Annotated in this window: 18 protein-coding genes; 16 read left to right on the forward strand and 2 right to left on the reverse strand. The window is 30.8% G+C overall.

Annotated features, from left to right (window positions below):
* Positions 1-5: 5 nt before the first annotated feature.
* Positions 6-2,009 (reverse strand): conjugal transfer protein MobC, encoded by a 2,004-nt coding sequence (mobC, locus tag LNQ81_RS13025; RefSeq protein ID WP_229947410.1) that lies wholly within the window; start codon positions 2,007-2,009, stop codon positions 6-8.
* A gap of 511 nt (positions 2,010-2,520) precedes the next feature.
* Here mobC and LNQ81_RS13030 point away from each other — a divergent pair.
* From LNQ81_RS13030 to LNQ81_RS13085, 12 genes are all read left to right on the forward strand, one after another.
* Positions 2,521-3,489, forward strand: a complete 969-nt coding sequence (locus LNQ81_RS13030; protein ID WP_229947411.1) for an SDR family oxidoreductase — start codon at positions 2,521-2,523, stop codon at positions 3,487-3,489.
* A 48-nt stretch (positions 3,490-3,537) separates the two neighbouring features.
* Complete coding sequence (locus tag LNQ81_RS13035) at positions 3,538-4,884, forward strand: nucleotide sugar dehydrogenase (RefSeq protein WP_229947413.1); 1,347 nt, start codon at positions 3,538-3,540, stop codon at positions 4,882-4,884.
* Positions 4,885-4,887: 3 nt separating this feature from the next.
* Positions 4,888-6,141: an oligosaccharide flippase family protein gene (locus LNQ81_RS13040; protein ID WP_229947415.1), complete on the forward strand. Its 1,254-nt coding sequence runs from the start codon at positions 4,888-4,890 to the stop codon at positions 6,139-6,141.
* Positions 6,141-7,235, forward strand: coding sequence for an NAD/NADP-dependent octopine/nopaline dehydrogenase family protein (locus tag LNQ81_RS13045; RefSeq protein WP_229947416.1), 1,095 nt, complete (start codon positions 6,141-6,143; stop codon positions 7,233-7,235). The genes LNQ81_RS13040 and LNQ81_RS13045 overlap by 1 nt, the downstream gene beginning before the upstream one ends.
* Before the next feature lie 228 nt (positions 7,236-7,463).
* Positions 7,464-8,537 (forward strand): ATP-grasp domain-containing protein, encoded by a 1,074-nt coding sequence (locus tag LNQ81_RS13050; RefSeq protein ID WP_229947418.1) that lies wholly within the window; start codon positions 7,464-7,466, stop codon positions 8,535-8,537.
* Positions 8,538-8,544: 7 nt separating this feature from the next.
* Positions 8,545-9,762, forward strand: a complete 1,218-nt coding sequence (locus LNQ81_RS13055; RefSeq protein WP_229947421.1) for an EpsG family protein — start codon at positions 8,545-8,547, stop codon at positions 9,760-9,762.
* On the forward strand, positions 9,759-10,835 hold the full coding sequence (locus LNQ81_RS13060; protein WP_229947423.1) for a glycosyltransferase: 1,077 nt from the start codon (positions 9,759-9,761) through the stop codon (positions 10,833-10,835). The genes LNQ81_RS13055 and LNQ81_RS13060 overlap by 4 nt, the downstream gene beginning before the upstream one ends.
* A gap of 12 nt (positions 10,836-10,847) precedes the next feature.
* Positions 10,848-11,924 (forward strand): glycosyltransferase, encoded by a 1,077-nt coding sequence (locus LNQ81_RS13065; protein ID WP_229947426.1) that lies wholly within the window; start codon positions 10,848-10,850, stop codon positions 11,922-11,924.
* A 3-nt stretch (positions 11,925-11,927) separates the two neighbouring features.
* Positions 11,928-13,061: a glycosyltransferase family 4 protein gene (locus LNQ81_RS13070; protein WP_229947428.1), complete on the forward strand. Its 1,134-nt coding sequence runs from the start codon at positions 11,928-11,930 to the stop codon at positions 13,059-13,061.
* Positions 13,061-13,975 carry an NAD-dependent epimerase/dehydratase family protein gene (locus LNQ81_RS13075; RefSeq protein ID WP_229947430.1) on the forward strand — a complete coding sequence of 305 codons (915 nt, stop codon included), beginning with the start codon at positions 13,061-13,063 and terminating at the stop codon, positions 13,973-13,975. Before LNQ81_RS13070 ends, LNQ81_RS13075 begins: the two co-directional genes overlap by 1 nt.
* 72 nt (positions 13,976-14,047) lie before the next feature.
* A complete protein-coding gene (locus LNQ81_RS13080) occupies positions 14,048-15,013 on the forward strand; it encodes an MraY family glycosyltransferase (RefSeq protein ID WP_229947432.1) in 966 nt (321 codons plus the stop codon).
* 117 nt (positions 15,014-15,130) lie between these two features.
* The gene (locus tag LNQ81_RS13085) at positions 15,131-15,625 is read left to right on the forward strand and encodes a PglD-related sugar-binding protein (RefSeq protein ID WP_229947433.1); all 495 of its coding nucleotides are present in this window, start codon (positions 15,131-15,133) and stop codon (positions 15,623-15,625) included.
* 180 nt (positions 15,626-15,805) lie between these two features.
* Here LNQ81_RS13085 and LNQ81_RS13090 read toward each other — a convergent pair whose 3' ends face one another.
* Entirely contained in the window at positions 15,806-16,165 is a 360-nt protein-coding gene (locus LNQ81_RS13090) for an adenylyltransferase/cytidyltransferase family protein (protein WP_229947436.1), read from the reverse strand.
* Positions 16,166-16,591: 426 nt separating this feature from the next.
* Between LNQ81_RS13090 and LNQ81_RS13095 the strand changes: the two genes are divergently transcribed.
* From LNQ81_RS13095 to LNQ81_RS13110, 4 genes are all read left to right on the forward strand, one after another.
* Positions 16,592-18,487, forward strand: coding sequence for a DUF5018 domain-containing protein (locus LNQ81_RS13095; RefSeq protein ID WP_229947437.1), 1,896 nt, complete (start codon positions 16,592-16,594; stop codon positions 18,485-18,487).
* Positions 18,488-19,157: 670 nt separating this feature from the next.
* Positions 19,158-20,162: a hypothetical protein gene (locus LNQ81_RS13100; RefSeq protein WP_229947439.1), complete on the forward strand. Its 1,005-nt coding sequence runs from the start codon at positions 19,158-19,160 to the stop codon at positions 20,160-20,162.
* Positions 20,163-20,517: 355 nt separating this feature from the next.
* Positions 20,518-21,312 carry a glucosamine-6-phosphate deaminase gene (gene nagB / locus LNQ81_RS13105; RefSeq protein ID WP_229947440.1) on the forward strand — a complete coding sequence of 265 codons (795 nt, stop codon included), beginning with the start codon at positions 20,518-20,520 and terminating at the stop codon, positions 21,310-21,312.
* A gap of 405 nt (positions 21,313-21,717) precedes the next feature.
* Positions 21,718-23,895 carry a hypothetical protein gene (locus LNQ81_RS13110; protein WP_229947442.1) on the forward strand — a complete coding sequence of 726 codons (2,178 nt, stop codon included), beginning with the start codon at positions 21,718-21,720 and terminating at the stop codon, positions 23,893-23,895.
* Positions 23,896-23,900: the final 5 nt, after the last annotated feature.

A 23,900-nucleotide genomic window follows, 5' to 3' on the forward strand; every position in this document is an offset into this window, starting at 1 on the left:
AGAGTTTATTTTTTTTGATTTAATAGGTGCACTAAATCAGGGTCATTCTCTATGCGTTTAATCTCACTTTTAATAAGAGTGTCAATGTCTTTTTTAATTTGATTGTAATTATCCTGTATTGCTTTATCAAGATAATCCTTTTTTTTGTAATCAGTAAACGAGGTAAGGGTAGGGATGCTTTTGTACAAAGCCTCTTGCTTTTCTATCTCTTGAGTATCTACCACAATTTTACTATGGAAGATTTTCTGATTAATCTGCTGATCAAAATTATCTGATACCGCCCCCACAAACATGCCTTGTGTAAGAGTAGATATTTTAGAACTGGGGATAAGCATGTCTAATTGAGTTGATATAGAACTTGAACGATCTTGGCGGTTTATAGAGATACTTTGACGTTTTTGAAGTATTTTTCCAAAGCGCTCAGAAAGTGCCTTGGCTGTATCTCCTACTACTTGACCAGAGAAAATATTTCCAACTGTATTTTGAATTACCTTGCTTTCTTTATCTCCATAGTCTCTTGTTAATTGGGAGAAATCCTGAAAACCTAAGCAAACTGCTACTTTATTACTTCGAGCAGTAGCAATAAGGTTATCAAGTCCTCTAAAGTATATGGTGGGAAGCTCATCAATGATAACAGAGCTTTTTAGTTTACCTTTTTTGTTGATTAGCTTAACAATTCGCGAATTATAAAGCCCAAGAGCAGCCGAGTAGATATTTTGGCGATCAGGGTTGTTTCCCACACAAAGAATCTTCGGCTCATCTGGGTTGTTAATATCTAATGAGAAATCATCACCACTCATAACCCAGTAAAGTGAAGGTGATATCATGCGCGAAAGAGGGATTTTAGCTGAAGCAATTTGTCCTTGAAGTTGATCCTGAGCTCCGCCTTGCCATGCGTCCATAAACGGTGATAGGTAATTCTCTAAAGAATCATATGAGGTTAGAATTGTAAATACGTCTTTGTATCTTTTGTTTAGCAGTTCTATGGCGTGAGGAAAGCTGCAGTATTTGCCATTTTTATAGATTTTTAAAAACCATATAATTGCCGCTAATAGAATAATTGGAGATTCAACAAAGAAATCTCCTTGTTTTTGTATCCATGATCGGTTTAGGTTTAACATAATGGTGTGTGCTGACTCATAGGCATCAGATATATCAGTTATAAACTTTGGGTTAATAGGATTGCAGCGATGACTTTTTCTAGGGTCATCAAAGTTTATAACATAAAACTTAGGAGTTACTTTATATTTATCAGCATGAAGTAAAAGATGATTGTATGCGATGGTTGACAAATCGTCGTATTTAAAATCATAAATATACATACAGTAACCTTTTTCTATTTGCTGTTTTATAAAGTTATTGATAATCGCGTAACTCTTACCAGATCCAGGTGTGCCAAGCACAATGGTGGCTCTAAATGGGTTAATTACATTAATCCAACCCTTGTTCCATTTTTTTTGATAGTAAAATAAGGTGGGTAGGTTAACCGAATACTCGTTGTGAAGGTATTTAGTCTCTTGCTCAAAACTCTCATTTTCTATATTAAACACATCTTGTAAAAGGTTCTCATTTAGTAATCTACTTATATAAGCCCCCGCCACCAGTAGTAATATGTAACCTATAAAGGTTGTTGTTATATAAAGTAAAGAAGCGATGTAAGACTTTATACTTAGAAGGAAAAAATTTAAAAAAAATAGGCTAAACCCGAAGCTAAAGAGTATAGTTATTTTCTTTAGGGTTATTGTATGGTTTTTTACGCCTTTATTTCCCCATAGACTAAGGCCTAATAGTACAAGAGCAAAGAGTTTTGTATAGATTGGATACTTAAACAAGTTTGCTTTAGAGTTAAAGCCTACAAGAATTTTATTGACCACTAAGTGTGTTATTCCTATCTTGTGAAATAACCAGTAACAAAACCAGTATACATGCATAAGAATAAGTATGATACTTACTGCTCTTAAAAAGGATAGGATTTTTGATAGCGATCGTAGGTCATCTTCGTTTTGCATAGTAGTATTGTTTTTAAAATTAGAATCTTAAAAGTAGAAGCAAATCTAACTAGAGATGATTTATGGTAACTAAAGGTTTTGTTTGGCCTATACTGGAAGCTAGTTAGTAAACTAGGGTAAGTTAGTGTAATACAAAAAGAGTATTTTATTTTGTAGAGAAGGACTAAGTAGATAAGAAATACAAGGGTCTACTAAAGGGGAATTAGGAATAAACAATGATTTCATTTTGTAAATATTGATATTGTTTTATAATGCGGTATTGTTTTTAAAAAATAATTGTATTTATAGTATTTTGTTAACAAAATAGAAGCTTTTATTGTCATTAAGTATTATTTATTGTTCACTAACAAAAAACACCATTCCACACAAAAAGTGAATTTTTTATTGCACCCCAATATTTTAAAAGTGTACATTTGTAACTTGCTGTTAAAAAGTATCGACAATTATTGACATTAGAGTAATTTAATGGCAAAATATTTCACTGATAATAAAACTATTACACATTAAAAACATGACTAAAGTACTGATCACTGGTGGAGCAGGATTCATTGGATCTAATTTGACAGAATATTTTTTAAGCAAAGGATATTTTGTACGTTGTTTAGACAATTTCGCAACAGGGCATAGATATAATATTGAGCCGTTTTTGTCAAATGAGAATTATGAGTTAATTGAAGGAGATATCCGTGATTTAGAGACTTGTCATCGTGCAGTAAAAGGAATGGATTATGTCTTACACCAAGCTGCTTTAGGGTCAGTTCCTCGCTCTGTAAAAGACCCGATTACTACAAATGATGTAAATGTGACAGGTTTTTTAAATATGTTAGTAGCTATGCGTGATGGAGGAGTAAAACGTATGGTATATGCAGCTAGTTCTTCTACCTATGGAGATTCTGAAAACTTACCTAAAGTAGAAGATATTATAGGGAAACCACTTTCTCCTTATGCAGTGACAAAATATGTAAATGAACTATATGCTGATGTGTTTGCTAGAACATATGGAGTAGAAATGATAGGATTGCGTTATTTTAATGTATTTGGTCGTCGTCAAGATCCTAATGGCGCATACGCAGCAGTTATTCCTTTATTTGTGAAGCAACTAATGAAACACGAGAGCCCTACTATCAATGGTACAGGGGATTATTCTCGTGATTTTACGTATATAGATAACGTGATTCAGATGAATGAGCGCGCGATGCTAACGACTAATCCTGAAGCTGTAAATACAGTGTATAATACAGCAGTAGGAGATAGAACGACTTTAAATTCACTTATTGGTTTTCTAAAAGAAAACTTAGCGAAATATGATGCTCAAATTGCAAATGTAGAGGCTATATATGGTCCAAACCGAGTAGGAGACATCCCTCACTCTTTAGCTTCTGTAGATAAAGCAAAAGCACTATTAGGATATGAACCAACCCATACAATTGATACTGGCTTAGCTGAGGCTGTTCAATGGTATTGGGAGAATTTGAAATAAAAGCTTGGTTGAAAGTAATTAAATAAGAATAAACACCGTTTAAATAATATGAGTACACAACATAAAATTGCAGTTATTGGATTAGGATATGTAGGATTGCCATTAGCAAGGCTATTTGGGACAAAATTTCCTACAGTAGGATTTGATATTAATAAAGGGCGTATTACTGAATTAAGAGAGGGAAAGGATAGTACATTAGAGGTGTCTAATGAAGTATTAAAATCCGTGTTGATAGATAAGAATCCTGTTTTACATGGTGGGGAAAAAGGAATGTATTGTTCTTATGATATGGGAGATATTACAGACTGTAACGTTTATGTAGTAACAGTACCTACTCCAGTGGACAAACATAATCGTCCAGATTTGACACCACTATATAAGTCTTCTGAGACAGTAGCAAAAGTGTTGAAAAAAGGAGATATCGTGATTTATGAATCTACTGTATATCCAGGAGTAACAGAAGAAGAATGTGTACCTGTATTAGAGCGTGTATCAGGATTAAAGTTTAACGAAGACTTCTTCTGTGGATATTCTCCTGAGCGTATTAATCCAGGAGATAAACAACATACAGTTGAGAAAATATTAAAAGTAACATCTGGTAGTACACCAGAGATAGGAGTGGTGGTTAATGATATCTATAAAGCTGTGATTACAGCAGGTACGCATTTAGCACCAACAATTAAGGTAGCTGAGGCTGCAAAAGTAATTGAGAATTCACAACGTGATATCAATATTGCTTTTGTCAATGAATTAGCAAAGATATTTAATTTATTAGATATAGATACGCATGCTGTATTAGAAGCAGCTGGTACGAAGTGGAACTTCTTGCCATTTAAGCCAGGATTAGTAGGAGGGCACTGTATTGGGGTTGATCCATACTACTTAGCGCAGAAAGCAATAGAAAAAGGATATCATCCTGAAATTATTTTAGCAGGTCGTCGTTTAAATGATTCTATGGGAGAGTATGTAGCTTCTCAAGTTATAAAAGCTATGATTAAAAAAGGAATCAATGTAAGCAAAGCAGAAGTTCTAATGTTAGGAGTAACATTTAAAGAGAACTGTCCTGATGTGCGTAATACGAAGATTGTAGATGTGATCGCAGCTTTAGAAGATTATGGAATAAAAGTAACAACTTACGATCCTTGGGCTAATCCTGTAGAGGTGATGCACGAGTATGGAGTAGTGAGTCATAATACACTAGAGGCTATACAGCCAAAAGAAAATCAAACTATAGATCATCGTTATCCAGCAGATACTAAGCGATATGATGCTGTAGTATTAGGAGTAGCACATAAAGAATTATTATCGTTAGATATGTCTAGTTTAAAGAAAGAAGTTGCTGTAGTATACGATGTAAAAGGAGTGTTAGAAGGTGAAGTAGATAGTAGATTATAAGCAGTGGGGATTATCAATAAAATAAAACAAAAGTTTCAAAATAAGGATGCTAAAGTTCTCTTGGAGAACTTTATCTCTTTATCTGCATTGCAAATTATTGGAATGGTTTTACCATTAATTACTCTGCCTTATATATTAAGAGTAATTGGATTTGAGAAGTATGGAATTATTGTTTTTGCAGCCTCTTTAATTGCGTATTTTCAATCTTTAACAGATTATAGTTTTAGAATTACAGCAGTACGAGATGTTGCAATATTTAAGCATAGTCCTCAGAAGTTGAATCTGATTTACAGTAAAGTTTTGATGATTAAGATTATATTTTTAGCTCTATCACTCGTAATTATTACTTTAATTGTGTTTCTAACTTCATCTTTTTATGAATATAAAGAAATTTATGCTTTAAGTTCGTTAATGTTAATAGGATATGCTTTATTTCCTGAATGGTTTTTTCAGGGAATAGAAAAAATGCGTTATATTACCTATCTAAATTTGGGTATTAAATTGTTTTTTACTATTTGTATTTTTGTGTTTATCCGAGAAGAACGTGACTATTGGATTTATCCCTTATTACAAGGGTTAGGATTTATTGGAGCAGGAATTATCGGACAATACTTATTAGTTAGGAAGTATAAGTTACAGTTAATTTGGCTACCTAAAAAGATTATTAAAGATACGATTAAAAGTAACTTTCCTTTATTCATTAATCAGTTTGTACCTACTTTATACAATAATACAAGTGTATTTTTGTTGGGTATTTTAGGAGCTAAGTCGTTAGTTGGGATATATCAAGCTATTTTGACCATAGTTAATTTAGCAATTACTATTCTAGAAGTGTTTTCTAGGGTGTTTTTCCCTTTTTTAAATCGACAGAAGGCGGCTTTTCCTAAATATAAAAAGATGATGCTAACAGTAAGTATGGTGTTGAGTATTGGGATTTTGTCAAGTTATAGATTGATTTTTTGGTATTTAGATATTAGTTATGAATATGCTTTTTTTGTGTTATTAATATTAGTAATTGGTATGAATGGTTATACTTTTTCAAATATTTTTGGATTAAACTATTTTCTTATCAAAAGGGAAGATAAATTAGTAATGAAGAATACTGTTATAGCATCATTATTAGGTTTTGTTTTAGCATTTCCACTTATTACTTATTTAGGTGTAATAGGAGCTGCTATTAATTTAGGTTTTGGGCGATGGATGATGGGAGGTGGATTATATTTAAAATATTTAAAATTTAGAAAAATATATAAGTAATGAAAATAGGAATTATTGGTTCAGGTAATGCTGGATGTGCACATGCGTTCAAATTAACGGAAAATGGACATCAAGTAAATCTAATTAAAACATCAAATAGCTTACACGAACACAATTTTGATAAAATTGTTGAACAAGGTGGTATTTGGGCTATAGATAATACAAATGAAGATAAAGAGTCTTTTCAAAAAATAAATCTTATTACTAGAGACATAGCTTTGGGACTTAAGGGTGTTGAATTAGTATTGGTTTTAACACAAAGTCTACATCACAATAGTGTGGCAGAAAAAATAGCTCCTTTTATTGATAGAGAAAGTACTAAAGTATTGTTCTGCGTTCCTGGTAATTTAGGGTCATTATATTTTAAAAAGCATTTGGGCGATACTGATATTGTTTTGGCAGAGGGAGAGTCTACTCCATTTGATGCTAGAATTGTAGAGCCAGGTACAGTAAATATACTATTTAAGAATGTTAGAAATGCCGTTGCTTTTTTACCAAATGCTAGAAGAGAAGAGGGAATGAAGTATATTTCTCAATTAGTTGATACTTACGGGGACTATAGAAATAATATTGTAGAGTCTGCTTTACATAATCCAAATTTGATTGTCCATACAGTTGGAGTTATTATGTCAGCTAACCGTATTGAGAAAATGAAAGGTGAGTTTTGGATGTACAGAGAGTCTTTCTCTCCTGCTATCTGGAACTTAGTACACGATTTAGATAAGGAAAAAAACAATGTCATAGAAAAGTTTAAAGGTCAGCCTATTAGTTATTTAGATGCTTGTAAATATAGAAATGAGTTAGATCTTACTCAAGACTCTCTAAAAGTATTTCAATCTTACGCAGAGAATGGCGGACCAAAAGGACCAGATAATTTAAATACAAGATTTTTACATGAAGATGTAATTGTTGGATTAGGTTCTCTATCAATGTTAGGAAAAGAGGTTGGAGTTTCTACACCAGTAACAGATTCTTTAATTACAATTGCTAGTTCATTGGTTAAAAAAGATTTCTTTGGACTAAATCGTACTAAGGAAGAGTTAGGAATAGCAGATTTTAATGAACATGAATTGATAGCATTTGTTAATGAATAGTTAGACATAAAAGTTTTGTGTTAATAATTATTGTGATAAAAATTTAGAATACTTCTTTTATGAATGAAATGTATAAGAGGAGTATGGTTTGTTTAAATATGGATATCTATAGTCATTATTGTAACAGAAGTTTTATAAGTTATGAGATTTAATACTAATATTATAAAGAAAATTTAGTTTTTTATTATGAAGGAAGTTCTTAGAAAAATAGTTTTTAATAATTCTTTTTTGAAAAATTTATACTTAAAAAAACGTTTAAGTGGAGGGGAGTTAGCTCCTGAAGGGAAGATGGAGGAAATACTTAACGAGGCGGAAGTAGTTCTTTTGGATAAGAAAACAGAAAATATTAAAGTTGGTATCGTAAAGGATGGAGAGGAGCCACAAGGGTATGTTTTTTTACGTTATTACTATCCTAAATATGTAAGGTTTTTAAAAAACAATAAAATAAATTATTCTTATTATAATATATATTCTAGTGATTGGATTATACAAGCAGAGAAGTATGATGTAATTGTTTGGCATACGAATTCAGATCCTGTTACTCAAGATATAGCTATGCATAAACTTTATATTCTAGATAAAGTCTTAAAAAAGAAATGTTTACCTTCTTTTGATGAGATTTGGTCTTATGAGAATAAGATTAATGCATATTATTTGTATGAAGCATTACAGTTACCTACAATACCAACTTTTGTGAGTCATGATAAAGAAGAGACTATGAAGTATATTGAAGAATGTAGGTATCCTTTAATATCTAAGTCGAGAACTGCATCTGCGTCAGCAGGAGTTGTTAAAATAAATAATCTTAATGAGGCAAAGAAAATTGTTAATAAAGTTTTCTCATCAGAGGGATTAGGAACAAATTATTATCACGATAGACAGAAAGATTACGTTTATTTTCAAGAGTTTATTGAAGGAGCTAAATATGACCTACGTATGATTATTATTGATGATAAGGCATTTGGATATTATAGGTATCCAAATGAAGGAGATTTTAGAGCATCTGGGGCTGGTAATTATGCTAAAAAAGAAATACCTTCAGAAGCATTAGATTTAGCTTTTAAAGTTAGAGATGCTTTTAACTCTACTTGTTTGGCTACAGATGTTTTATTTAGTGAAAAAGAGAATAAGTATTATATTATAGAGAGCTCAATATTTATTGGTGTGGATACAGCAAGTCAATTAGAGATTAATGGAGTAGCTGGGTATTATGAGAGAGTTAAAGAAGGAGAGTATGTTTTTAAAGAAGGGAAATATTGGATTCAGGAACTGACATTGAAAAATTTAATAGAGAACAAGTAGTAGTTATATGAGAGTTTTTAAAAAATCGTCTAGTAATTTAGCCTTTGTATCATTTTTTTTATTTTTTCTATCTCCATTTATAGCTTTGCCTTTTATATTGATAGATATATATAATAAAAGAAGAGGAAGTTATTTTTTATTGGCAATGTTTATGGGGGTTTTAGCATTTTTGTTATTACCCCATACGTTATTAGATGTTTCTAGATATTATGAGAATTATGATTTAATTGCTAGGATGAGTTTTTCTCAATTTATTGAATATTTAGGAGAAAGCTCAGATTATGTTTTTTATAGTTTATTTTATTTCTTTAGTCGTTTTGATATAAAATTTCAATGGGTATTATTTATATTTTCAACATTTAATTACTATTCAGTTTTTTTCGTTTTTAAAAAAATAATTTCAACAAGTAAAGTTGTTATTAGTAAAAAGGAGTTATTCATATTCTTCACACTAATTTTTTTCAGCCTTAGTTTGTTATATTATTTATCAGGAACAAGATATACTTTAGCAACCTCTTTCTTTATTTTATTTGTATACTACTATTATTATGAGAAATCTATAAAGAAAGGAATATTATGTTTTGTAATTAGTGTAATAACTCACATTGGTCTTGTGATATATTTACCTATTCTTTTTTTACTTCTATTGCTTAAAAAAGTAAAAAAAATAACTGTAATTAAATGTGTTTGCTTTGCTGTTGTTGTTTTTAGTGTAATACCTATCAATTTTCTTCTATTACCATTAGAACCTTTTTTACCATCTTTAGTAGGTAAGATTAATGCTTATATAATGTTCGAACAAAAAGAGGGAAATTGGATATCTTCATTAACACATTTAACTATATTATTTACCGCTTTATATGTCTTATTTATTTTTAATAGATTTTTAAATAGAACCATTTTTAATATGGTTATGTTATGTATTGTTGCTGTTGCTTTAACCCTGCCATTTGGTCACGTAGTCTATGATCGTTATGTTTTAATATTAAAACCAATATTGGTTTTTGCAATGATTTATTTATACATAATTAGGAAGGAATTTGACAGGAGTAGAAAAATAAAGTTTGAAGTGATAAATAGAGTTTTATTAGCTTCATTTTTACTTTATACGATTTTCGCTATATATTTCTATAGAGAAAGTATTACTCCATACTTTAAATTTCAAAATTGGTTTTTTGTAACTCTTATAGATTTAGAATATACATTTAAGGATTTTTTAAAATGATTAGAAAAAAGATAGTGTTTATTTTGCCTAGTTTTAAAACAGGTGGAGTAGAAAGAGTGACCTTGAATATAATTAATTCATTAGACTTTCATAAATATGAAGTACATCTATTAATATTAGAGAAAGGAAATAATACTTTATTATCATCTGTTAGTAGTTTAGCTAGTATACTTGAGATAGGAAAGCCTAGTTTGAGAAAAGCCAGTTTTGAGTTGTATAAAGCATTAAAGCAAATAAATCCTGACGTTGTTTTTACATCATTTAATCATATTAGTTTGTTTATAGGTGTTTTAAAGATGTTATATGGATTTAAATTTAAAACGATTGTAAGATTAAATAGTTTACCATCTAATAAATTAGTCTCAAACAAGCGCGATAAAATATATGATGTTTTTTTTAGTAAAGTTGTTAAAAAATCAAATGTAGTGATTTCGCAAAGTAATGAAATGACTCAGGAAGTGGCTCAATATTATAATTTAGATATTACAAAAATAGAAACAATTAGAAATCCTATAGATCAAAATGCCATTGTAAGATATAGTTCTGAAGAATGTGATGTTTTATTTGATAGAGAATATTTTAACTTGGTAGCTATTGGTAGTTTATCAAGTGTAAAAGGATTTGATTTATTGATAGAAGCTATTTATAATATAAAAACCAAAGATGTATGTGATTATAGATTATATATTATTGGCGAGAATAGGGAGACGAATGAGGATTACCATGCTAAATTAGAAAACTTAATCAGAAAACTAGATTTAGAAAAGGAGGTTTTTTTATTAGGATATCAATCTAATCCTTATACATTTTTAAAAAATGCCGATGCTTTTGTACTATCATCCAGAAAAGAAGGATTTCCTAACGTTGTTTTAGAAGCTTTAGTTTTGAAAAAACCTTGTTTAGTAACTGATTGTGTTGATTTATCAGATGTAGTTTGTGGTGATAGAGGGCTAGTTGTTAAGAAGGATTCAGTAAAAGAATTAGAAAAAGGTATTATTGCTATTAGATATTATAAGGGTAGTGACTCAGAATTTGAAAATTATGATTTCAATACTTTATTTAATCATGCTTAATTATTAGTTTCTATGAGAAAAGTATTACAAGTAATAGATAGTTTACACCTTGGTGGAGCAGAGAGATTGTTAGTGGAAGTAGTTCCTATTTTAGTAAATAAAGGCTTTGAAGTAGACGTTGTTCTTTTAAATGGAGAAAACACATCTTTCTATGAAGATTTAAATGATAGTAAGTGTTGTAATATAATATCATTAGGACGAGGATATTATAATATTGGTTATTTTTATAAACTGTATAAATTGATTCAGAATTATGATGTGATTCATGTTCATTTATTTCCTGCTCAATATTATGTTTCTATTTTAAAAATGTTAAGTTTATTTGATAAGAAAACTATTTTTACAGAGCATAGTACTTCTAATCGTCGTTTGCAAAGTAGTTTTTTTAGAAAATTAGAGAAGTTAATATATAGAAATTATAATACCATAATTTGTATAACAGAAAAAGTTAAGGATAGTCTTTTATCTTTTAATGTTGTTCGTCATAATAAAATTGAAGTAATTGAAAATGGAGTAAATATTTCTAAAGTTGCTAGTTCAATTGAGGCAGATAGAACAGAATTTAGTTATTTAGGTAGCGATATTCTTTTAATTATGGTAGCTGGTTTCAGAAGAGAAAAAGACCAAGATACTGTAATAAGAAGTTTAAGTAAGCTCCCAAATAACTATAAGCTGTTATTAGTGGGAGATGGAGAAAGAAAAGAAATACTGATTCGCTTAGTAGATGAATTAGGTTTAAATGAAAGAGTTTCGTTTCTAGGGGTAAGAAATGATGTATATAGTTTAGTGAAGATGTGTAATATAGCTATACTTAGTTCACATTGGGAAGGTTTTGGTTTAGTAGCGGTTGAGGCAATGGCGTGTGGTATCCCAGTAATTGCTTCAAATGTTGATGGTCTTGCACAAGTTGTTGAAGGTGGAGGTATGTTATTTGAAAAAGGTGATATAAATGACTTAGTTTCGAAGGTTATTTCTTTGGAAAATGAGGAATTGTATGATCAAGTAAATAATAGTTGTTTAGAGAAAGCGAAAAACTATGATATTAATAATATGGTAGATAAGTTATTATCTATTTATAAAGAGATATAAGTAATGAAACCGCCTATAAAAATACTTCATGTTGTAAATATACCATTTGTCTTGCCTTATTTTTTAGGAGATCAGATAGAATTTTTAAAATCTAATGATATTATCACAACAATAGCTTGTACAGAATCAAGTAAACTTGATGAGTTTGTAAAGCAATATGATATTGAAAAATTTGAAGTAGATATTGTACGTAAAATAGATGTTGTAACAGATCTAAAGTCTGTTTACCAATTGATGAAGTTCATCAGAAAAGAAAAATTCGACTATGTTATTGGTCATACTCCTAAAGGTGCTTTACTTGCAATGATTGCTTCTTGGCTAGCAGGTACAAAGAGCAGAATTTACTTTAGACATGGTTTAGTCTTTGAAACAAGTAAAGGGCTTAAACGTAAATTAATGGTTTTTTTAGAAAGACTAACAAGTAGATTAGCTACGCAGATTGTTTCAGTGAGTGAGTCAGTACTAAGTTATAGTGTAGGGCATAAGTTAGGATCAAAACAGAAGAATATTCTTCTTAACAAGGGAACATGTAATGGAGTAGATATTAATAAATATACTCGTAACAACAACCTTTCTTTAAAAAGTGAATTAGGAATAAAAGAAAGCAATATTGTAGTAGGATATGTTGGGCGTTTAGTAAATGATAAAGGAATTAACGAGTTGGCAGAAGCGTGGAAACTATTGTTAAGAGAACATAATAATATTACATTATTATTGGTTGGACCTTTTGAAGAGCGTGATACATTAAGTGATGAGATTAAGTTGTTTTTAGAAAATCAAGAATCTATTATTGTAACAAATTTAGTTCAGAATTCTCAACCTTATTATAATATAATGGATATGTTTGTTCTACCATCTTATCGAGAAGGGTTCCCTACTGTGGTTTTAGAGGCATCTTCAATGGAACTACCTATTATAACTACTAGATCAACAGGTTGTATTGATTCTATTCAAGAAGATGTGACAGGTGTTTTTGTCGACATAGATGCTATTGATATTAAAAATAAGATTGAATTTTACATAGAAAATCCTGAGGTTAAGGTGGAACATGGTGAAAATGGTCGTAAATGGATAATAGAAAATTTTAAGCAAGAGGTTGTTTGGAATACTATTAAAGAGAAAATATATAATAAATAATGAGTAAAGTAACCATCACAGGATCATCGGGTTTCGTAGGTCAGAATTTAGTTCCGTATTTAGGAATGCAAGAGTATGCTGTAGAGATATTATCTTTACGTCAGAAAGATTGGAAAGAAAATATTTGCTCTAATACAGAAGTAATTATTCACTTAGCTGGTAAAGCACATGATACTGCTAATACCTCAAGTGCAGAAGAGTACTTTACTGTGAATAGAGACTTAACGATTGAACTGTTTAATCACTTTTTAACTAGTACTGCTAAAGATTTCTTTTATTTTAGTTCTGTTAAAGCTGTTGCAGATTCAGTTGAGGGAGTTTTAAAAGAGGATGTAACACCTAAGCCTTATACACCTTATGGACAGTCTAAACAAGAAGCAGAACAATATCTATTAAAAGCACAATTACCTGAGGGTAAAAGAGTGTTTATTGTTCGTCCATGTATGATTCACGGTCCAGGAAATAAAGGAAATCTTAATCTACTCTATAAAGTAGTCGAAAAGGGCATTCCTTGGCCTTTAGCTTCTTTTGAGAATCATCGTTCATTTTTATCTATAGATAATCTTTGTTACTTAGTAGATGCAATGATAAAAAATAGTAATACACCTTCAGGGATATATAATTTTTCAGATGACAAAGCTTTATCAACTAATGAGCTAGTGACTTTAATAGCGGGGGTGACTAATAAGAAACCAAGGTTGTGGCATATATCTAAAGGATTTATGAATAATATGGCATCTATAGGTGATAAAATAAAACTACCATTAAATTCTGAGCGTTTAAAGAAATTGACAGAGAATTATGTGGTGTCTAATGATAAGATAAAGCATGCTTTAGGTATAGATATGTTGCCTGTGAGCGCGCAAGAGGGATTAATAAAAACAATAACGTCTTTTAAGAAGACTAATATTTAATAGTGAAGTTTTTTTTCTATTGAAAAGATTGGATTAGAGAAAGGTCGCAGGGAATTGATTAAAAAAAGAAAAATGGAATACATTGTAGTACTGGTTGTTTTATTTATAGCAGAGTTAGTATATTTTAAGATAGCTGATAAGTATAATATCATTGATAAACCAAATGAGCGTAGTTCACACACACAGATTACCTTAAGAGGGGGGGGGGTAGTGTTCTACTTTGGAGCATTGGCTTATTTTATTTACTCAGGTTTTGAGTATCCTTATTTCATCTTAGGGCTAACAGCGATTACGCTAATTAGCTTCTTAGACGATATGTTTACCTTATCAAATAAGATTCGTCTTTTAGTACATTTGTTATCCGTTCTATTGATGTTTTATCAGTGGGATTTGTTTGCATTATCGTGGTTGTGGATATTACCTGCAGTAGTAGGTGTAATAGGTACAATCAATGCGTATAACTTTATGGATGGGATTAACGGAATTACTGCTTGGTATAGTATTGTAGTTTTAGGATTATTAGCACTAGTGAATCAATCTGTTGGATTTATCGCTATGGATTTAATATTATATTCTTTACTAGGAGCTGTGGTGTTTGCATTTTTTAACTTCAGAACAAAAGCGAAGGCTTTTGCTGGTGATGTGGGAAGTGTGAGTATGGCATTTATCGTAGTATTCTTATTAGGACAGTTGATTATCACAACAGGGAACTTTATTTATATTTTATTTTTAGCGGTATATGGAATAGATGCAGTATGGACAATTATTGGTCGTGCATTAAAAAAAGAGAATATCTTCCAAGCACATCGCACGCATTTCTACCAGTATTTGAGTAATGAGGCTAAAGTCAATAAACTTTATGTTTCTTTTGGATATGGGGTGCTGCAATTTGTGATAGGATATGGTGCTATTGATATGGCAAAGAAGAATGGGATTGTCCAGATAGTGTTTGCGTTATTGTTGTTGTTGATAATGAGCGTGGTGTATTTGGTGTTTAAGAAGAGGGTTGTCGATAAGTTCGTTAAAACTAAAGTGTAATGTATTAAAGATAAGATATGTTACAAGCATAGTTATTTTCGTTTACAAACGAAACACAGTGGAATAACCTTCAGTATTCCAAGTTAGTTAGTATTAAAAGAACAAAACTTCTATTTTATGGAAAAGTTATTTAAGAGAAAAAAATATTTAATATATGGCATGGGAGGTCATGGCAAGGTAGTAGAAGATACTATTTATCAATTAAATGCTCTTAATACAGTAGAATATATTGATGATGCGACTAACCCTTATCATAGGGATTATGAGAAAGAAGCAGACTTGATTATAGCAATAGGTAATAATGAGGTACGAAAGCGAATTGTAAGTGAAGTTAATCATTCTTTCGCCACAATTATTCATCCAACTGCTTATGTGTCTCCATTTGCTGAGATAGGTAAGGGAACTGTGGTATTGGCAAACGCAGTTATACAGGCTAATGCTAAGATAGGGAAACACTGTATTATTAATGCTAATGTAACGATAGATCACGATGCTGTAATAGAGGATTATGTATGTACGTATCCTGCTGCTTATGTGGCTGGTTTTGCTCGTGTGACACAATGTAAAACACTAAAACCAGGACAGGTGGTGTGGAAGAGTGAGATATTTTAAATAAGTGATTTTAGCTTTTTAGTGATTTTGTTTATTGCTAAAGAATTAATGTATTGATAAATAGAAGCTGTTGTCTTTAGACAAAGGCTTTTTGTTTTATTATGTTTAAAAAGAGTTGGTAACAGATATAAAAATCTACACAAGGTATTTTAGTTTCCGCTTCTTCCACTCTTTGTGAATCTATCGTTTGTTATAATAAATTTCTATGCCTTTTTTTAGGCAGTAATTTTTAGCTGTAAAATTTTTGCCTTTATATTCTTCTCCAATGATACGTACATGTATCTCAAATGCTCGTAGTATATCTTCTAAATCTTGATCTGTGATGTACGGAACGATTTCATCAACATATTTGCATGCATTTAATTGAATGTATCGTTCTACTAGGCTTTTAGGAGCGATTACTTTATAATCCTTTTTGTTATTTGGATTAGTTTGTAGTCCGACAATAAGATAGTCGCATTGTGTTTTTGCTTCTTCTAACATTTTTACATAACCTGCATGAAGGTGATCAAATGCTATAAAAGTAATTCCTATTTTCATTTTGTTGTTGTGTGTTTTGTTGTTATGTGATTCTGTACTTGGTGAGTCTTGATAACCTTGTTATTTTGTAAATTGTTCAAAGTTGCAATATTTACACCTAAAAAACCGAATTTGTGATGCGAATGTAGTGCTTTTCTGTGGTTTATTATAGTTTTATATTAAACAGTAATATAAGGTGTGGATATTCTCTCTATAAAACACTACAATTTTGTTGAATGACTTTTCTATTTATGTGTTTTTTTAACTAGTAGAAGTAAAGAGAATCATGCTTTTTAAAGCCAGTATTTATTTTTTGTTTTATGTTAATTTATCATTTTTTTAATTATAAAATTTCCTTAATTTCGTGGCGTATTTTACTAATTGTGTTTTGTAATTATCTATTTTTTAGTGAAGTGCATTTAAATAAGTTTAACTTAAAAAAATGTTATGAGAAAAAGATTATTGTTGTTGTTTATCACCCTAGGGGTGCTCTCTTGTTCAAAGAGTGATGATAACTCCGAGCAGGAAAAATTAAGTAATTTAAAAGAGATGACCTCCTTTAAAGTTACAGTACAAGGAAAAGAATATCAGGCAGAGATTAAAGATGGGTTTATCAAAGCCGTATTACCTTCCTTGACAGACTTGACTAAATTAAGCCCTGAGATTAAGATTTCTGACAAGGCTAAAGTTACTCCAGGGTCTAATGTGGTACAAGACTTTACAAAAACAGTAGAGTACACAGTAACTGCTCAGGATAAATCAACTAAGGTTTATAAGGCACTTATTACAAAGACGAGTTCTTTAAATGCTATTGAGTCTTTTGTTTTTGTTAATCTACCCGAGGGAGCATCTTCTTTTTCTTGGAAGAATAAAAATCCTTTAGATATAGATACCTTAATCTATAAGGTTCCTTATTCAAGTACAATTAAGGCATTAACCTCTAAAATTCAAGTATCTAGTAAGGCTACAATACAACCTGCTAGCGGAGCTACATTAGACTACTCTACACCTGTGAAATATACAGTCAAAGCAGAGGATGGTGCTCAAAAAGAGTATCTAGTGATAGTGGATAATGCATTAGATAAACTAGAAATAGGTATTATTAACAAAAATGATTACAGGGGTAAAAAACCAAAAGAAGTAATCACTTTTACCACAAATGTTTTGCCTTTGGTTAAAGAAGAGGTTAAAGTAGAATTAATCCCTTTAGATAACCCAAGTAAATCAATAGACTTAAAAGTAGAAAGCATAGATTTAAAGACCAAGAAAGTAAACGCAGTATTACCAATTGAGTATTTAAACAATGATTATTACTTAAAGGTGTCTATCACTTCAAATAACTATGCCCAAAGTAAAAACTTTGTATTAGATGCTGGGACAATTAATTTTAAGAATATAGCCGATGTACTTGATCCAAGTACAAAAAACTATGTTCCTTGCACTAAACTTTTAATGCCAGGTGAGATCTTTAAGGCCAATATGTACCTGGAGCGCTCTAAGATTAACTCTTATAAATTTTCTCTAAGAAAAGACGGAAGAGATTTTCCTTTGTTAGATGCTAAGTTAAACGGAGCCTCAGAGCAGGTTGAATTTACAATGCCTCAAGTACCTAGTCAAACCATATCAAATGGAATCTTTGAATTTGTTGTAAAAGATTCAAACAATAAAGAGACAGTTTTAAAATTAACCAATACAAGAGGTAACTTGATCTCAGTGGTAGTAGGGGCAGCTCCTGTTGTTAAGGCATTGTCTAAATATAGAGTAAAACCAGGAGAGATTGTAAGGATAATAGGTGATAACCTTTTCTTTCCATTCTCAGAAGGAAGTTCTAATCTTGTGAAAGAATCAACGGTGACTTTGAAATATTATGGTAATACCTATAACAGGACTTTACTTGTAAGTGATGGAACATACTCTTTAGATACTAAAGATATGCAGCCAGGAACCTTTACATTAACTGTAAAGAATAACTTAAAAGCTTTTGGTCCTAGTACACAAAATATAGAATTAGTAATAGAGGATACCACAACACTTACTTTAAAGGTAGCTACTGCTGAAATATTTAGTGATAAGAGTAAATACAATGCAAAACAGATTGTAATTATGTTTAACGAGAGTATCGCAACAGCTAATATTATGAGGCTAGTTGTTGATTCAAATAAACCTGATGTTATTATTGATTCGTTCTTTACTTACCCATCTGGAGTTGCAACTGGTAAATTGCCAGATGATAAGTATCAACAATACTATGCCAATCCATCTAGTTATAAAGGATATGTAGTGGTGGAGTTTAAAGGAAAACAATATAATCTACCTTTTACTTTAACTCGTGCAGCTGATTGAGTAGTAATTCAATAAACCTGAGAGTTAGTTATTAATTTCAAAAAGTATAGATTTAATTTTTAATCCATAGAAAAGCTATTGCCAATTGGACTAAAGATATTGAAAAAATATTTTTTGAAATAGAGGTCAAATAAAGATTTAAAACTCTTTATTTGACCTCTATGTTTTTTAACTGTTTTGTGTTTATTAAATAAAAAGCAATGGTATGATTTTAAGAGACAATGTCTTTTAGAATATTCACTTAACTGGCCAAATAACTAAAGGGTTCCAATCTTCAATCCAACGCTTTCAAAGCACTAAGATATTAATATCTTGTTTTGATAAGCTTCCACTTGCTCAGATTCATTATAAGAATATAAAGATTTTCAAATAGAAATAAGTATAAGCATTAGTCTTAAATCCTATTTCAATTGGCAAACCTACCTCAAAGGTAAAGCACTCAATACTGTTTTTGGTCTTTAAATAAGAAACTGTTTTTTTATTTAATATACTGTAAATCAATTGATTGTTTTTTTGGGGTTAGGAATAAAAACGTTATATTATTAGTTATCAAAAGAATACTCTAAGTATATTTGTTAATGATAAAAAAAATATTAAATATTTGAATGCTGTATTTTTTTTATTTTTATGTGTGTTATTTTTGTTAAAAATAAATATAAAACACTTGTAAATGAAAAAAATAATACTTTTAATGCTTTGTGTAATGGGATTTAATATGTTTGGACAAGTTGGAATAAATACTAGTTTACCTTTAAAACCTTTTCATATTGATGCAAAGAAAGATAATCCGCCAACTTCTATGCCTACAGCAGACCAAGAAAAAAATGATGTTGTGGTAGATCAGGAGGGAAGATTGGGAATAGGGACTATAAATCCAAGTGCAAAACTTGATTTGAGAGGAAATTCTGATTTACAAGGGAATGTAAATATTGGAGGTGTTTTATCCCTGAACAATGAAATAAAATTAGAAAACCGTACTGGAGAGATTGGTTCATATTTAATGTCACAAGGTGCAGGAAAAGCTCCCAAATGGTATGTTCCTAAGGCATCAGAACAGGGAGATATAGCAAATGTTAAGTCATATTCTTTTATGATGTTAGATGGTAATGGAAATTCTACTGTAGTAAATGTAGATGAATTGTTTCAAAGCTATTTAAAAACATTAGTTATTCCATCTGTAGAGATCTATGCTAGTTCAGTGGGTACACAAAGATTGAATAATGCATATAATAAGATTAATGTATTTGAAAGTATATTACCTAAATCAAAATTTGTTGGTTGGAATACAACTGATAAGTGTATTGACATTTTAGAAGATGGAAGGTATCTTTTAACACTACAAATAGGCGTATCTGTAGCTAGTGATAAAGTATCTACAAGTAATGGAGAGAAAGATATGCTGCTTGGTTTTACTCAAAGAGACCCTTCTACTGTTGGTTCAAATGTAACAGGATTGTGGGTAGGTCGTGGAGTATTTAGATTTACAAAAGCTTCTAGCCCTGAATCTAGAACATTTACAACATATTCAACTTTACTTGAATTAAAGAAAGGAAATAAGATTTATCCTGCAATTTATGTGGATGCTCCCACAAGTGATAATGTGACTTTAGAAGGGGTTCAAAAAGGAAGTGCAGGAGACGGTGTTTTAACTAACCTTAATGTAACTAAATATTAAATTTTATAAACTGGGAAGAATCCAGATTATTACTAATGATTTCTGTGTACTTGCGGCTTCTGTTTTGGTTAAATTTAATAAAAACACTTTTGCTGAACATAAGTGTTGCAGGCTTTACAAGAAATAGAATACATGAAATGTTATAGCATTACTCAAAAAAACAACTACTTCACATAAAAAAGCAATGTTGCGAATCTATTAATTTACTATCTTTACAAGATGTAACCTATAATAGTAGGAATTACCCCTTGTTAAGAGGGGTTTTTTTGATTATAATGGAAAAACCATACCTTAAAGCCAAATTTGCTTTTGCTTTAAAACAAAGTTGCGTATTATCAAAAGACAAAGAAAGTAGATGAACGAATTATTTAAACCCCAGGACTTAATATATACAAGACAGGACGCTGTAAAGGTGTACTCTAACAAGGATAACGCCTCGGCTTATGTAGCCTCGCGTATTGCCAAGATTATTAAAGATAAACAAAACATTGGAAAGCATGCTATTGTGGGCTTAGCTACCGGTTCTACCCCAAAAGGGGTATATAAGGAGCTGGTAAGACTGCATAAAGATGAGGGACTTAGTTTTAAAAATGTGGTGACTTTTAATTTAGATGAGTATTATCCAATTCTTCCTGTGGATGATCAGAGTTATGTATCGTTTATGAAAAATAACTTATTTAATCATATCGATATTGATTGGAGTAATGTACATATTCCCGATGGAACTTTGTCTTTAGAGGCAATACAAGCATATTGTGATTTATACGAGCAGAAGATAGTGGACTTTGGAGGACTTGATATTCAGCTGTTGGGTATTGGACGTACAGGTCATATTGGGTTTAATGAACCAGGTGCTGTGTTAGAATCTAAAACTCGTTTAGTAACTCTAAATGATGTGACACGTGAGGATGCGAAGGATGATTTTGGCGGTAAGGAGCATGTTCCTACCCAGGCAATCACAATGGGAGTGCAAACAATCACGCAGGCTAAACAGGTAATCCTTATGGCTCTTAGTCAGCGTAAGGCAGAGATTATTAAAAAGGCTCTTCAAGGGGAGATAACATCAGATATTCCTGCGACTTTCTTGCAGCAGTTGGCACATGTTGAGTATATCTTGGATAGTGAGGCGGCATCTTTGTTGTCTAAGTAAAAAAATAAATAAAAGGGACTGATCCCTAGATAGGATAAAAATAATTGGATATATAAAAGCTGTTACTTTAGGGTGATGGCTTTTTTTATTTTATATCATCTAGCTAATCTTATTTGTTTTTTAGTAAGTAAAAATAGAAGTTATTGGTATATGTGTAAAATTTTAGGTAGTATTTGATTAATTTTTTATAAAAAATAGTTTTTTATAGTTAATATATATTAAATAACTATTATCTGTGTTTTTTGCAAGGTTTCGTTTTTAAAGTTTTGTTTTTTGTTAAAAATCAAACGTAAAAATGATTTTTTTTTTGTAAAAAAACACAATGTTTTATTGTGATTGTATTTTTTGTGTTTTGTTTTTATGATTAATATGTTTTATTAACTTAATTTTGAGTAAAAATACTATATGAGAAAGAAAATGATTCCTCTAATTGTACTTTTAGGTGCAATTAACGGGTATGCACAAACAGGTATTGGTACATCTTTGCCAAATGCAACTGCAGAATTAGAAATCACATCTTCGGATAAAGGGGTGCTTATACCTAGAGTTGTATTAACTAGTGAAACAGATATCTCTACTATTAAGGGAGGGGAGTACCCTGAGAGTCTACTTGTTTACCATAAGGGAATCCCTGGGTTAGAGGCAGGGTTTTATTTCTGGGCTAATAAGAAATGGAATGCCCTGGTGTCTAATAGTACTTTATATAAATACATTAAGGAAACTGCCAAAGAAGGTGATGTAACTATTACCCATACAGGTGGTGATAATTTTAGTTTTACTTGGATTGATAAATCCACAGGTAATCAGACTACCATTAACATGGAAGATTTGATAAAAAAAATGGAAACTATTACAACTCTATCAAAAGGTACAGATCCTAAAAAAGCAACATTAGTTTATAAAAATGAAGATAAAACTAATCCAATAACTGAAATAGACCTTACCCAACTTTTAAAAGGCAGTAGTGAGTTTAATGAGTTTTTAACCAAATTTGTAAGCACAGCTAGTATTTCAGAAACCGAAACTACAATAGAACCAATTTTAAATGGTACAAAAAAAACTGGTGTTTATAAGTATTATAATGAAAAAAGAAATACAGACAATTATAAACCTGTAGAGATTACAGTTGTTGATGATGTTAAAAATAACTTTGGAGACATTATCAATAACGAAGATGTCAAAAAAGTATTAAATCAGTTCTTTACAACAAATCCTCCAGCGGGAACAGTGACTTATGTTTTTGAAAATAATAAACACATTTTTAAATATATAGATAAAGATGGCAAGGCTCATGATTTAGATATGAATCAGCTTGTTAAGGACTATGAGACAAACACTACATTAACTGAAGTGGTCTCAGGTAATGCTGGAAAGTATGTATATAAAAATGAGAAAGGTGATTCAGCTTTTATAGATGTGGTTAAAGGTGTGATTGACAATAGCAAGACCATCTTTGAAACCAAAACCATTGTTGAAAAGATAGTTGAGCAGATAAAAGAAAACGCGCAACCAGGAACAGTAACAGTTAAGGAGGTAGCAGGTAACTTTGAATTTTCATGGAAAGATGCAACAGGGGCAACCCATAGCATGAATATGGATGCTATTGTTAAGAAGTTTGAAACCTTAACCATCGCATCATTAAAGGATACTGGTAATAAAGATGTAATTTTTAATTACAAAGACGAGAAAGGAGTAACTGTAGAATTAGACTTTACCAAAGCCTTAGGAAATAGTGAGGTGTTTAAGACTTTCTTAAAAGGATATATCTCAACGGAAAGTATTAAAGAAACTATCACAACTCTTATCTCAGATAATAAAGGAACTTATACCTATAAAAATGAGGAAGGTACAAATTATAAAATCACAGTTGTTGATGATGTTAAAAACAACTTTGGAGACATTATCAATAACGAAGATGTAAAAAAAGTATTAAATCAGTTCTTTACAACAAATCCTCCAGCTGGAACAGTGACTTATGTTTTTGAAAATAATAAACACATTTTTAAATATATAGATAAAGATGGCAAGGCTCATGATTTAGATATGAATCAGCTTGTTAAGGACTATGAGACAAAGACGTTATTGTCAAAATTTGATGCAAAAGGCATATTAGTTGATAATAAAGTAGTGCCAAAAAATGGTTTCACTTATTACAAATATGATAGTGAATCACCAGAGACACGTTATATTTCAGTTTCACAGGATGTGAGTAATGATTTTAAAACAATCTTAGAACAAGGAGACAACAAGACTTATATTAAAAATATTGCCGAATCAGTAAATAATTATTCTACTACAAAAGAAGAGATTATCGGTAAATGGGATGATAAAGATATTATCAGATATACCGTGAAGCTAACCCAAGCTAATGCTTTTACATCTATAGAATTGCCAAAAGTAATTGGCGGATTAATCATTGATGCTAAATTAATAAATGAAAGTACTAATTCACTGGTAAGAGGAGTAATTAGCAAACAAGTAAGTGGAACAAAAACAATTTTAGCCATTGGTACCTCAGGAACAATTATTACCAATAATCCTTCAGGGGCTTATTATGTTATTGTAGAATACGTTAAACAATAGTATGT

The sequence above is a fragment of the Myroides oncorhynchi genome (assembly GCF_020905415.1).
GTDB lineage: Bacteria > Bacteroidota > Bacteroidia > Flavobacteriales > Flavobacteriaceae > Flavobacterium > Flavobacterium oncorhynchi_A.

What these genes read in the sequence shown, in the direction of transcription:
- LNQ81_RS13085 (WP_229947433.1), top strand. Translation starts at nt 15,131, where the DNA reads ATGGAAAAGTTATTTAAGAGAAAAAAATATTTAATATATGGCATGGGA.
- LNQ81_RS13095 (WP_229947437.1), top strand. Translation starts at nt 16,592, where the DNA reads ATGAGAAAAAGATTATTGTTGTTGTTTATCACCCTAGGGGTGCTCTCT.
- LNQ81_RS13045 (WP_229947416.1), top strand. Translation starts at nt 6,141, where the DNA reads ATGAAAATAGGAATTATTGGTTCAGGTAATGCTGGATGTGCACATGCG.
- mobC (WP_229947410.1), bottom strand. Translation starts at nt 2,009, where the DNA reads ATGCAAAACGAAGATGACCTACGATCGCTATCAAAAATCCTATCCTTT.
- LNQ81_RS13090 (WP_229947436.1), bottom strand. Translation starts at nt 16,165, where the DNA reads ATGAAAATAGGAATTACTTTTATAGCATTTGATCACCTTCATGCAGGT.
- LNQ81_RS13065 (WP_229947426.1), top strand. Translation starts at nt 10,848, where the DNA reads ATGAGAAAAGTATTACAAGTAATAGATAGTTTACACCTTGGTGGAGCA.
- LNQ81_RS13075 (WP_229947430.1), top strand. Translation starts at nt 13,061, where the DNA reads ATGAGTAAAGTAACCATCACAGGATCATCGGGTTTCGTAGGTCAGAAT.
- LNQ81_RS13070 (WP_229947428.1), top strand. Translation starts at nt 11,928, where the DNA reads ATGAAACCGCCTATAAAAATACTTCATGTTGTAAATATACCATTTGTC.
- LNQ81_RS13080 (WP_229947432.1), top strand. Translation starts at nt 14,048, where the DNA reads ATGGAATACATTGTAGTACTGGTTGTTTTATTTATAGCAGAGTTAGTA.
- LNQ81_RS13035 (WP_229947413.1), top strand. Translation starts at nt 3,538, where the DNA reads ATGAGTACACAACATAAAATTGCAGTTATTGGATTAGGATATGTAGGA.
- LNQ81_RS13030 (WP_229947411.1), top strand. Translation starts at nt 2,521, where the DNA reads ATGACTAAAGTACTGATCACTGGTGGAGCAGGATTCATTGGATCTAAT.
- LNQ81_RS13060 (WP_229947423.1), top strand. Translation starts at nt 9,759, where the DNA reads ATGATTAGAAAAAAGATAGTGTTTATTTTGCCTAGTTTTAAAACAGGT.
- LNQ81_RS13110 (WP_229947442.1), top strand. Translation starts at nt 21,718, where the DNA reads ATGAGAAAGAAAATGATTCCTCTAATTGTACTTTTAGGTGCAATTAAC.
- LNQ81_RS13055 (WP_229947421.1), top strand. Translation starts at nt 8,545, where the DNA reads ATGAGAGTTTTTAAAAAATCGTCTAGTAATTTAGCCTTTGTATCATTT.
- nagB (WP_229947440.1), top strand. Translation starts at nt 20,518, where the DNA reads ATGAACGAATTATTTAAACCCCAGGACTTAATATATACAAGACAGGAC.
- LNQ81_RS13100 (WP_229947439.1), top strand. Translation starts at nt 19,158, where the DNA reads ATGAAAAAAATAATACTTTTAATGCTTTGTGTAATGGGATTTAATATG.